8 protein-coding genes are annotated in these 13536 nt (G+C 21.1%); all 8 read right to left on the reverse strand.

Translation table 4 applies throughout. From position 1 onward, the window contains the following. Window positions 1-7 precede the first annotated feature (7 nt). A complete protein-coding gene (locus ACR34G_RS03380) occupies window positions 8-1114 on the reverse strand; it encodes a hypothetical protein (RefSeq protein ID WP_436358557.1) in 1107 nt (368 codons plus the stop codon). Beyond that, window positions 1114-3423, reverse strand: coding sequence for a hypothetical protein (locus ACR34G_RS03385; protein ID WP_436358559.1), 2310 nt, complete (start codon window positions 3421-3423; stop codon window positions 1114-1116). The genes ACR34G_RS03380 and ACR34G_RS03385 overlap by 1 nt, the downstream gene beginning before the upstream one ends. Next, complete coding sequence (locus tag ACR34G_RS03390; protein WP_436358560.1) at window positions 3341-4441, reverse strand: hypothetical protein; 1101 nt, start codon at window positions 4439-4441, stop codon at window positions 3341-3343. Before ACR34G_RS03390 ends, ACR34G_RS03385 begins: the two co-directional genes overlap by 83 nt. Next, a complete protein-coding gene (locus ACR34G_RS03395) occupies window positions 4441-6813 on the reverse strand; it encodes a hypothetical protein (protein WP_436358562.1) in 2373 nt (790 codons plus the stop codon). The genes ACR34G_RS03390 and ACR34G_RS03395 overlap by 1 nt, the downstream gene beginning before the upstream one ends. After that, on the reverse strand, window positions 6794-10345 hold the full coding sequence (locus tag ACR34G_RS03400) for a hypothetical protein (RefSeq protein WP_436358563.1): 3552 nt from the start codon (window positions 10343-10345) through the stop codon (window positions 6794-6796). Before ACR34G_RS03400 ends, ACR34G_RS03395 begins: the two co-directional genes overlap by 20 nt. Next, entirely contained in the window at window positions 10345-12015 is a 1671-nt protein-coding gene (locus tag ACR34G_RS03405) for a hypothetical protein (protein ID WP_436358564.1), read from the reverse strand. The genes ACR34G_RS03400 and ACR34G_RS03405 overlap by 1 nt, the downstream gene beginning before the upstream one ends. Further along, a complete protein-coding gene (locus ACR34G_RS03410; protein ID WP_436358566.1) occupies window positions 11993-12718 on the reverse strand; it encodes an ATP-binding cassette domain-containing protein in 726 nt (241 codons plus the stop codon). Before ACR34G_RS03410 ends, ACR34G_RS03405 begins: the two co-directional genes overlap by 23 nt. A gap of 164 nt (window positions 12719-12882) precedes the next feature. After that, a complete protein-coding gene (locus ACR34G_RS03415; RefSeq protein ID WP_436358567.1) occupies window positions 12883-13440 on the reverse strand; it encodes a hypothetical protein in 558 nt (185 codons plus the stop codon). Window positions 13441-13536 lie beyond the last annotated feature (96 nt).

A 13536-nucleotide genomic window follows, 5' to 3' on the forward strand; every position in this document is an offset into this window, starting at 1 on the left:
AAAAGAATTAACGTCTTCTTTTTTCGTTTTCCCCTTCAGTTGATATAATTCTTAAAGGTCTTGACAATATAAAATGAATAGAATCTTTTTCTATGTGTTTTCTATAATCTTTTATTTCACTATCATATTCTTTTTCCAATCTTTCTCTAGAAAAAGTTAAATCATAATCATAAAAATTTTCTGAATCTTGATTTGCAATTATTTGAGCATTTTCCCTTGCGTTTCAATCATTTTCAATATTATATCAATCATTAAAATAACTTTCTGATGTATTACTAATATCTAAAATAGAAGAGAAATTTATTTTAGGATTACTTGTATTGAATTTAACCATATCTTCTTTAGATATATCTTCTGAAAATTTGTTTAATTTAGGTTTTTGAGTTGAAAATAATTTGTATTTTGAATTAATTAAATTTGGAAAATTTATATTAGAAAATATAGACAATTCAGAAAAGTAATTATTTTTCATTTCTTCTTGAAATATTAAATTTGAATTAAAATAAAAATAACCCTTTATCTTGACATTTGGTATTAATAAAAGTTTTTCCATAATGAATGGATACATTGCAACTACAATTAAATAATCATCTTGTTTTTTAGAAAAAGTGAAATCAAAATTACTTTCTTTTACTAAATATATATCTTCTTTATTATTATTTTGTTTAATTTTTTTATTTGGAGCAAATTTATCAATTACATCCTTGTATACTTTAAATTTAAAATTGTAATCTTTTATTCAATCGTAAAGTTTCTGAAATTCTTCTTTCTTAAAATATCAAAAAATATTATTATTGTTATTGTTGATATTTTTATTTTCTTCAGAAGGGTAAGTATCTTGAAAATACTCATCTATTTCAATTAATTTTTTCATATTTACAATTTCATAGTGTTCATGATTATTAAAATCAAATTCCTCAAAATCATCAAACACATAATTATCAGTTCCTACGTATTTTTCTTTATATTTGTTAAAAAGTTCTTCATATTTTTGCTCTTCAGGTGTTTTTGGAATATCTGGTTCTTTAGTTTTCTCTTCATTACAACTTGCTACCAAATTTACAGAAGCAAGGGTCAAAACTGTTGCACTGGTTAATAATATTTTCTTTTTCATTATTTTGTTCCTTCTATTTTTTTAGTTCTATATTTTATGTAATCTTTTAGATATGACATCATTCCTTCTTGAGAATCAAAGAATAACTCTTGATTATTTAAGTCTATTGTTCACAAATTGTAATAGTTAGATTTTATTTCAATCGATTTGTTATTTTCTACGTAAAATCTTCTTTCTGCTACAGGCAGAATTAATTTTCCTAGAATTAATCTATAGTTTAATTGGAAAATTTTAGGATCATTAAATTCGAATAATTCTTCTCTAAAAGGTTGTCCACGAGAAATTAATGTACTTTTTAATCCTGGTATGTAATATCTTTCTTTAGGTTTCATTCTTTTTAAAAGATATTCTTCTAAATTAGATTCTTCAGTTTTGTTGGCTAATTCTGTAATGTTGGTATATCTTGAATTGTAGTTGTAGATTTTTTTCTCTTCATCATCCACTGAAATAAAGTTTTTTAAAATTCCTATTTTGGTATTTTCTAAGAATAAAAATTCTTTGTTTTTTAAAAAGTATTGATTAAAATTTCCTAAAATCTTAAGCAATTTTTCATCTTTTTTAGTTTTATTATTTTCATAATAATCTAATCAAATGCTTCTTAGTTGATTTAGTCCATTTATAGTTGAATCTGTTTTATTTATGTATTTTATTTTTTGATTATTAAATGGATTTTTTATTAATTTTTGATGATTAATAATTGTATAATCATTTTTTTCGATATTTTCAAATAATGATATATTATTTTGATTTTTATAAACAAATTTATCATTTAAAGAAAAGAATTTATTTTTAGTAAAAATTCGATATATAAGTAATTTATTATCTGCAAGTCTATCTTTAATTAAAAAAGGTAAAGAGCTAAAATTTAAATTTTTATTTACTGTTTTTTTATTACTTTGTTTAGAAATAGAATTTTCATAACTATAAATATATTCTGGAAGTCAAGAAATCAATTGTTTATTTGATTCAGATATAAACTTTTTCTTACTTTCTACATCCAACATTAAATCATTATTAAATTCTTTATATCTTTCTTTTAATTGAGAATTATTTTTAAACATTTTATTGAGAGTTAAGACTATTTGATTATTTAGGGTTTGTATGTTTAAATTTTTAATTCTATTTTCAAAAACTCTTTTTAATTTATTTGTATCTAATTTTAAGTTGACTTCTATATTGAAATTATTTCATGCTCTTGCTGAATCATAAGAATCCAAAATGCTTACTGGTGCTTTGGAAAAACCCAAAAGTCTTAGAAAAGCATACTCATCTAGTTTTCATTTAGTCTTTGTTTTTATATGCATATGATTTATTGATAAAAAGTTTTTATCTTTGAGTCTGAGTGTAACATCTCCAACTTTATTTACTGTAAAATTATATTTCTGTTCTAAATCTGTTGTGAAATAATCATTAGAATTTTTCATTGTTTCTAAAACGTTTTCCACATTATATTTATCAATATAATTTTGACTAACATTTTTTTCTAAAGTAAGACCATTTTCGTCATTTTGCATAATGTATCAATTACTTTCATTATCATTAACAGAAACTTCAAAACCATTGTTTGATTTGTTTTTATCTCCTTTTGTTTCAACTAATTTAAATTGTAATTTAAAAACGTTTTCATTTTTCATATCAAATAAATCATCAATAAAATGATTCATAACATTTTCTAAATAATTTTCTAAATCAGTATTATCTCTATGATAAATATAGTCGTTTCCATTAAGTGTAATTCCTTGTTTTTCCTGATTAATTTTCACATTTTCTAAATCATCTTTATGACGTATAATTACATCTTTTTTTGATAATTTTTCATACAATTTATCTATATCATCCTGTATAAATGGATTGATTTTTAGATCATATTCTGGTTGATTTACTTCTTTAACTTTAAATTCATAAAACGGATTATAAGTTAAATTTTCTTTAATTGCTTCAACTATGCTTAACTGCGCTTCTTCTTGAGTATCAAAAGGATTGTTGAAACTATCAAAGTATTTTTTAACTATTCTGTTTTCAGAAATGTATGAATCAATTGCAAGTCTTTGATTATCAACATAATTTCCAAAAATATCTCTGTATGCAGGTTTTATTTTTTCTCGATCATATTTATAAAGTTTTTCTGGTTCAAGAAAAACTTGACCATATTGATTATTTGTGTCTTTTAAACCAATTGCACTTGTGAATCTTCTGTTACCTATTTTTAATAATTCATTTAGAATTTTAATTTTGTTTTTGATTTTTTCCTTCAGTAGATATAATTTTAAGCGGTCTAGAAAGTATAAAGTGAATAGAATCCTTTTCAATGTATTCTCTTCTTTCATCTGTTTTTACATCATAATCTCGTACTTTTCTTTCTCTAGAAAAAGTTAAATCATAATCGTAAAAATTATTTAAATCTTTATTTGCAATTATTTGAGCATTTTCCCTTGAGTTTAAATCATTTTCAATATTATATCAATCATTAAAATAATTTTCTGATTTATTGCTAATATCTAAAATAGAAGAGAAATTTATTTTAGGAATATTTGAATTGAATTTAGAAATATCTTCTTTAGATATATCTTCTAAAAATTTGTTTAATTTTGGTTTTGGAGTTGAAAATAGTTTGTATTTTGAATTAATTAAATTTCTAAAATTTATATTAGAAAATATAGACAATTCAGAAAAATAATTATTTTTAAATTCTTCTTGAAATACTAAATTAGAATTAAAATAAAAATAACCTTTTATTTTAACATTTGGTATTAATAAAAGTCTTTCCATAATAAATGGATACATTGCCACAACAATTAAATAATCATCTTGTTTTTTAGAAAAAGTGAAATCAAAATTACTTTCTTTAACTAAATATATATCCTCTTTATTATTTTGTTTAATTTTTTTACTGGGAGCAAATTGATCAATTACATCCTTGTATACTTTAAATTTAAAATTGTAATCTTTTATTCAATCATAAAGTTTCTGAAATTCTTCTTTTTTAAAATATCAAAAAATATTATTATTGTTGTTGATATTTTTATTTTCTTCAGAAGGGTAAGTATCTTGAAAATACTCATCTATTTCAATTAATTTTTTCATATTTACAATTTCATAATGTTCATGATTATTGAAATCAAATTCTTCAAAATCATCAAATACATAATTGTCAGTTCCTACATATTTTTCTTTATATTTGTTAAAAAGTTCTTCATATTTTTGTTCTTCAGGCGTTTTTGGAAAATTTGGTTCTTTTGATTTTTCTTCATGATTACAACTTACTACCAAATTTACAGAAGCAAAAGCTAGGATTGCTGCACTAGTTAATAATATTTTCTTTTTCATTATTTAGTTCCTTCTATTTTTTTAGTTCTATATTTTATATAATCTTTTAGATATGACATCATTCCTTCTTGAGAATCAAAGAATAATTCTTGATTATTTAAATCTATGGTTCACAAATTATAATAGTTAGATTTTATTTCAATAGATTTGTTATCTTCTACATAAAATCTTCTTTCTGCTACAGGAAGAATTAATTTTCCAAGAATTAATCTGTAGTTCAATTGGAAAATTTTAGGATCATTAAACTCAAATAATTCTTCTCTAAAAGGTTGTCCACGAGAAATTAATGTGCTTTTTAATCCTGGGATATAATATCTTTCTTTAGGTTTCATCCTTTTTAAAAGATATTCTTCTAAATTAGACTCTTCTGTTTGGTTAGCTAATTTTGTAATATTGGTATATCTTGAATTATAGTTGTAGATTTTTTTCTCTGCGTTATCTACAGAAATAAAGTTTTTTAAAATTCCTATTTTGGTGTTTTCTAAAAATAAAAATTCTTTATTTTTTCAAAAATATTCATTAAAATTTTCTAAAATCTTAAGCAATTTTTCATCTTTTTTAGTTTTATTATTTTCATAATAATCTAATCAAATACTTCTTAATTGATTTAATCCATTTATAGTAGAATCAGTTTTGTTTATATATTTTATTTTTTGATTATTAAATGGGCTTTTTATTAATTTTTTGTGATTAATAATTGTATAATCATCTTTTTCTATATTTTCAAATAATGATATATTATTTTGATTTTTATAAACAAATTTATCATTTAAAGAAAAGAATTTATTTTTCATAAAAATGTTATAAATATCTAAATTTATTCCCAATAATCTATATTTAATCAAAACTGATAGTGAATTAAAATTAAAATTTTTATTCAGTGTTTTTTTATTATTTTGTTTAGAAATAGAATTTTCATAACTATAAATATATTCAGGGAGTCAAGAAATAAATTGATTATTTGATTCAGATATAAACTTTTTCTTACTTTCCACATCTAACATTAAATCATTATTTAATTCTCTATATTTTTCTTTTAATTCAGGATTGTTTTTCAAAATTTTATTGAGTGTTAAAGTTATTTGATTATTTAGAGTTTGTATGGTTAAGTTTTTAACTCTATTTTCAAAAATTCTTTTTAATTTATTTGTATCTAATTTTAAGTTAACTTCTATATTAAAATTATTTCACGCTTGTGCTCTATCATAAGAATCCAAAATACTTACTGGTGCTATTGAAGTACCAAAAAATCTTACAATTGCTTGTTCATTAAGTTTTCATTTAGTCTTTGTTTTTATATACATATTATTTATTGATAAAAAGTTTTTTTCTTTTAATCTAAGAGTAACATCTCCAACTTTATTTACAAAAAAATTATATTTCTGTTCTAAATCTGTTGTGAAGTAATCATCAGAATTTTTCATTGTTTCTAAAACATTTTCTACATTATATTTATCTATATAATTTTGACTAACATTTTTTTCTAAAGTAAGACCATTTTCATCATTTTGCATAATAGATCAATTACTTTCATCATCATTAATAGAAACTTCGAAACCATTGTTTGATTTGTTTTTATCTCCTTTTGTTTCAACTAATTTAAATTGCAATTTAAAAACGTTTTCGTTTTTCATATCAAATAAATCATCAATAAAATTATTCATAATATTTTTTAAATAATTTTCTAAATCAGTATTATCTCTATGATAAATATAATCATTTCCATTGAGTGTAATTCCTTGTTTTTCCTGATTAATTTTTACATTTTCTAAATCATCTTTATGACGTATAATTACATTTTCTTTAGCTAAAATATCTCTCAATTTATCTATATCATCCTGTATAAATGGATTGATTTTTAAATCGTATTCTGGTTGGTTTACTTCTTTAACTTTAAATTCATAAAACGGATTATAAGTTAAATTTTCTTTAATTCCTTCGACTATACTTAACTGCGCTTCTTCTTGCGTATCAAAAGGATTGTTGAAACTATCAAAGTATTTTTTAACTATTCTGTTTTCAGAAATGTATGAATCAATTGCAAGTCTTTGATTATCAACATAATTTCCAAAAATATCTCTGTATGCAGGTTTTATTTTTTCTCGATCGTATTTATAAAGTTTTTCTGTTTCGAGAAAAACTTGACCATATTGATTATTTGTGTCTTTTAAACCAATTGCACTTGTAAATCTTCTGTTTCCTATTTTTAATAATTCATTTAGAATTTCTTGATGATTTCTAAATGATTTAGGTACACCATTTATTTCCATTACATATAAATATCCTGTTTCTGATTCGCCATAAGCAGAAACAGAAATTACTGGTAAAGCAACATAAGTTGCTGCTGTTAAACTAAATATTATTTTTTTCATTGTTTTCACCTTTTATTTTGTTTTTTCTATATTCTTCTATGAAGTAATTTATTAATTCTTCTTTGGAGTCAAATTCTTTTCCTAAATAAGAATATACAGTTCTTGGATTGTAGCGATAAACTTCTTTTCTGATATCTAAACTTTTATCTGTTTTTAAAAACTCTTTTGCCTGATCATAATTTAAAAAATATTTAACATTATTTTCTTTATCAAAAGTTTTATAAAGAATTATTTTTTGATAACTTTTGAGTTCACTATATTTATATTGACCGTCAATATCTCTTCTTAATGCAAATTTTGATCTAACTTTAAATTTGTTTGCATATTTAGCAAGCAGTTGCTCTATTTCTTTTTTAACATCTAAATAGACATATTTAGAATTAAAACGAATATTTGTATCTAGTACAACAAACCTTTCACTGTTGCTTAAATCATTATTTAATAATAATTTTTCAATTTCTTCTCTACTTAAATAAGAATTATCATATTTTTCTAGTGAAAGATTTTCTAAAAATTTTTCTTGTTCTAATGGATAAGAATCTTTTAGTTCAGGAACCTGTAATAAATAAATTGGTTTTAAATTAATATTTAAATAGTTAATGAATTTTTTCATTAATTCTTTATAGTTATCTACTTTATATTGAAAATTATCAGAGTCAAATTTTAAATAAGTAATATCTGTTAAGTATCTAGCGCGATTATTTTCGTTTGCTAAATAATTTTGCAATTCTTCAACACTCTCAAAGAAAGGCATAGTGTTTTTATCAAAATTTGATGTAGGAATTTCTTTTTCAAAGGAATATAATATTTTTAAATCATCGATATATTCTAATTGTAAATTTCCTTTTTCAATTTCTTGAATTACTTCTTTTTTAAGGTATTCAAACATATACTGATCATATTTTTTATTATTAAAATAAAATTCATCTTTTACTGTTGCATTTAAAATTTTTACTGGTGTTAAGATTTTATCTTTGATCTTGCTAATGTCAGAATTTACTTTATTTCATAATCCTCAAAAACGTTTTGTGGAACTTCCGCCTTGTCAAATATAATCTTCTTCTGAATTTGGTTTAAAAACATATTCATGAAATTCTTCTGTTCCTATTGCTTGAATAATAAAGTCAAAAAGGATTTCAACACCAAAAACTCAAGGTCCTAAAACTTGACTTAAGTTTTTAATTGCTCCTGCTGCATTTTTAATAAAATATAAGGTGGATTCTAGTGTTTTTTCTGTACTTGCAAAGAAGATGAAATCTGTTGCAAGACCTAAAAGTGCTGCACTTTTATTTAAAAATTTTTGATTTTGTTCACTAATATGTTTTTTAGTTGGTTTTGTGTATTTTCCCGTACTTTTGAATTTTTTTGTTCATTTTCAATGAGTTTTTTGATCCACTTTTTTTAGTATTTTATCTTTTTCTTGTCTTAAAGTTAGAACAGTGTCATAAAACTTTGGAGAATCAATTAAAGAAGTGTGATTTGCAAAATCATTTGAAGCAAATTTAACAAAACTAATTAGTTCAAAATAATCTTTATATTGATCTTTTAATGTTTTAATTTCTTTGGATGGAATATAAGCACTACTACTTTCTTCATATTCAATGTTAAATATATCAACATCAGGTAGTGTTAATAATTGTTCTATTGAAGATTTTAAAACAAATTTAATGCTTTTTGAAACTGCAATAGTAGCATCAATAAATTCTTGTTGGCTTTTGTTTAAAGAGTTAAAAACAGGAACATTTTTAACATATTCTAAAGTGTTTTCGTTGTAATTATAGGCATTTTTGGTTTTTGAAGTTAAAGAATACAATTCAAAAAATTCTTTGTATTTTCTTAATTCTTCTTCGCTATTAGTGTCTTTTAATAAAAGGATTCTATCAAATTCTTCACTTGAATTTGTGTTAGTTAAAGAAGCGGTTGCAAAATTTATTAAATTAATTGCATTCATAAATTTAGTACTTTGTGTAAGCGAACCTAAAAAGTAGTCAGGACTTGTTGATACCGAAATATTTAAATCATCTTTTAAACCATACAATTTTAATAAATCAATGTGTTCGTTGTTTTCTGTAACATAAAATTCATCTGTGAATATTTCTTTTAAAGTTGTATTAATAGTATTTAAAAATGATTTTATATATTTCTTAAATACATAAACTGTTTTAAAGTTAATTTTACTTTCAAACATTGCTGAAATAGAAGAAATATAAAAGGAATAAATTTGATTAAATATAGTTCCGTGTTTTCCTTTTAAAAGGATCTTATTTGCATCTTGAATTTTGTCTCAAAGAGTAACGTCTTTTAAATTAGCATATTTAATTTTAGAAAATTCTTCTTTCAAATTCTCTAGATCTTCTCTTAATAAATAATTATTTAAAATTGAGAAATTTTGATTATAATCTTTTTGTAATTTTTCTTTATCATTTTCGTTTAAATGGGAATTTAAAAGGAATTTGTCAAAATTAGCATCACTTTTTTGTTTAATAATTTGAGAGACAAAATTATTTACAAGACTTTTTTTAGTTTCTTCCATTGGGTTTGTAAATAATTTTTCTTCTCTCTCTTTTTTATTTCAATTATTTACATCAACAATGTCATTTATAGAACCTGATGGACTATCTAAAAATAATTTCCCATAGAAATTTTCTTTTACTGATTTATCTAAATCAACAATAAATTTATTTTGTCCGTTAGTTGAATTTAATTTTAAAATCGGTAATTCACTTAAATATGAATCAAATACTTGATTTTTGATAAAGTTATCATATTCATAAATTTTGTTTTTAAAATAAATGTATTTTTTGTAATTATTTTTTACAAAATTATCTAAATTAGATTTAATTGAAATATCAGAAAAAGAAATTAAATCATTTGGTGCTTTAATATGTTTATTAGTTTTAGCAAACTTAATTTTTGATTTTAATTCACTTAATTTTTGCTTATCTGATATATTTTTAGTAGCAATCTCTTGATAAAGATTTTCAAAATAATTAATTAATTCGGCTTTAGTTTGAAAAATTTTAGCATTGCCGCTATTTTTATCTAAAGTTGTTTCATATTTATAAAAGGAATTTACATTAAAATATGAAAGTTTTGCTTCTAATTCATCAGTAAAAACTTGATTATCTTTTCCAAGAAAAACTTCTTTATTTTCTAATTCATCTTTTCTTACAAGAGTTGGTCCAAATAAATTAGAATTTAACTCATTACTTGGTAAAATCTGTTTTTCAAGTTCTTGAATATCTTTATTAGAAAAGAATTCAACTGCTTCTATTTTTTGATCTAACATTACATTTAAATCACTAAAATTATCGATTAGTTTATCTAATGTTTTTGAAACAAAAACATCTTTGCTTTGATATTGTGTTTCTTGTTTTAATTGTTCTAAAATACTACTTTTGATTTGTTCTTCTTCATTAATTGTTTTCTTATTTTCTTTATTTATAGGCATTAAAATGGCAGCAGCAACTCCTGAACCTACTAAAACTGTTGCTATTGCACCAAAACCTAAATTTTTAATATATTTTTTCATTATTTACTCCTTTTTACCCAATAAAATATTAGAAATGAACCATTTAGTAATGTAACTAATATTATTAAAGTTAAACCTAAATAATTAAACTTATTTTTTACTGATATTTTATTAGTTACAACATATTGAAAATCAGTAATTTTTGGTTTATTTGCTAAAAATTCAAATTCATAATTTTTATTTTCATTGTTTGATAGATATTTAAAGTTTTTCAATTTATCAGATAAATTTTGAATTGAAAATGACTCAGAAATCAAATAATTTTTTCAATCATCGATTGTGTTAATATTTGAATAATAAATATGAAATTGTGATAAATCTACTTCAAAATATTTAAATGCACTATTTAATATTCAAACTTTATTATCCTTGAATATTAAATATTTTTGAGATATAAATTCAAAATCTTGATTATCTATTTTTGAATTTAAATCTATTTCTTTATTATTTAAAATCAAAGATTCTACATAAAATTTGCTCAGTTTATTATTTACAAATTTATCATTTATAAATCTTCTTTTTATAAACAATAAATTCAGAAAATCAAATAATTCTTGTGAATTTTGTTCAATAAATTGTTTTATAAAAAATTGGTCTTTTAGAAAATAGATAAAATCTCTTTTAAAAGTTTGAATATTTATATTATCTAAACCATTTAGTTGTCTTATAAACAAAATTTCATCATCACTAAAATCTTTTTCATCTCATAAATCTTTATTTATTTTTACTTTTAGATTTTCATAATTTATATTCTTATTTATGTTAGAAAAATTTAGTGTAGACAATAATGAATTTCTATCTAAGATTAAAAGTGCTTCTTGATTTTCTTTATATAAAAAATATTCATTGTTAGTAGTATCTCAATCATGCTTGTCAAATTGATTTATTTGATATAAAGTATTATAATTTCCTTTATTTTCTATATGTTTTATATTGTTGTGCATATTTTCTTTAAATACTAAAATTGAAAGTAAATATAGCGATTCAATAAAATCAAAATATTCTTTATTTTTATAGTTTAAAAACTTTTCAGAAACATTATAATAATTCATTTTATTTTCTTTTGATAACTCTATAGCTTGAAAAATATTTGGATTTTTATAATTTTCTGAATAGTTAATAGTACTTCTTGTTATAACAGGAATTAAAATAAAAGTACTAGTTATCATTGAATTGATCAAAATATTTTTCATAGATGATTTAAAAATTTTGATGATTAAAAGAAAAATAAAGGAAAATAATATAAAAACAAAGTTATTAACTAGTCAATTTAATAAAGTAATATAAATTACAACTAACTCACTAGAGGTGGCGAGAGAAATTATTATTTGATTTAATATTACAAGGAAATTTGTAACACTAAATAATATATAAATAGTTATTATTTTAGAAAATAAAATTACTCTTTTACTAGAAAATAAAGTGTTTTGAAAACCATCGTAGAAATTTCTTTTAGTTCCTATAAAAAGTAAATAAATCAAAGTAAAAGAAATAATTGCACAAATGACAAAATTAATATAAAAGATAAATCAATTATAGTTTATTAAATTATTCTTACTTAAAATTACAGGAATTACTGAAAACGAAGATAAAAAACAAAATACCAACAATATTCAAATTGTATGTGTTTTAAATAAATACTTAAAATTATTTTTTAAAATTGTTTTCATATTCTCCTTTGAGTGTTTCTATAATTACTTTTGTAAAATTTTCTTTTTTGTTTTTATTTTCTTTTAAATTGATTTCTTTAATTTCACCTGAATCAAGCAATACAAAATCTGTAACATAAGGCAAGATATTATTTATCTCATGGGAAACGATTACAATAGTCATATCGTTTTCAACTCTTAAATTATCTATAGTTTTGTAAAACTTTTCTTTTCAATAAATATCTAAATTACTTTCTAATTCATCAATTAGTAGTAATTTTGGCTTAATAAATTCCACTAATATCAAAATTAATTTTTGTTTTTCTCCTGAAGAAAATTTATTTGGGTTTTTATTAAAGGATATTTTATATTCTTGCATTTTATCTTTTATTGCTTGTTTTGAAATTTTCTTTTGATGAAAATAATAATAAAAATGTTCAATAAATTTCAATGCACTCATGTTGCTTGGAAATTTCAAATCAGTGTTGAAATATAAAACATCTTTTTTACCTTTGATTTTTTCTAAAAACTCATTGTCTATAAAAATTTCACCATCATAATCTGAATCATTTCCAGCAATTATTTTTAAAAGTGTACTTTTACCAGAACCATTATTTCCTGCTATTAAATAAAAACTTTTAAATTCGATGTTAAGTGAAATATTGTTTAATATTTTCTTGTCCTTATAAATTTTACTCACATTTTTGATAACTACTTTACTCATATATTCTAATTATATCATTTTATTTAAAAAAATTCACTTTTTTTATAAAAAGAATAAAAAATTTTGAATAAATTAGGGATTATTTTTACTTAAATTTTTATTTAAAATTCTTTTGAATAAAAAATCCGCTATTTTAAAAAACTAAATAGCGGATATAAACTTTTTTAAATTTTGTTATCAACAACCTTTTTTATTTTACTTTTTTCTTTTGATGAACTAGAATATTCCAATATTGAAATAATTAAAACACTGATAGCGGCAGGAAAAATAGTGAAATGAAATGGGATTTGTAAAACAAATAAACCAATTTTAAGTATACCTATAAATAAAACGCCCATTAATATACCAAAAACAATAAAAACTATTGCTGCATAAGCAATTAATATTATTTTTTTGTTTTTTACATTTAAACTTAGGTTCAAATTTTCTTTTTTGTAAATTAAAAAATAAAATAACATAGTGAAAAATATAAAAATAATTTTTTTGCTAAAACCTAATTTTGCATTTTTAATAAGCAAAAACTTATAGATAATGAAAATTAGATAATTGAATAAAGAATAGTAAATTATACAAAGAGTTAATACAAATTGTCATCCTCCATCTAAATAATGCAATTGCTTTTCACTAAATGTTATAAATAAAATTAGAAAAAATATAAATATTGTTAACATTAAATTTGAAAGAAAACCTAATGCTAAAATTTTCTTTTTATCTTGGTACATAATTCTCCTGTTTGTTTATTTAATTTATATACAACCATAATGTATATACAATATAATTATTTCACTTTGTGAAAATATTTGAACAAAAAAGAAATA

Origin of the sequence: Mycoplasma sp. 480 (genome assembly GCF_051353065.1) — a bacterium.
Taxonomy (GTDB): Bacteria; Bacillota_I; Bacilli_A; order Mycoplasmatales; family Metamycoplasmataceae; genus Mesomycoplasma_A.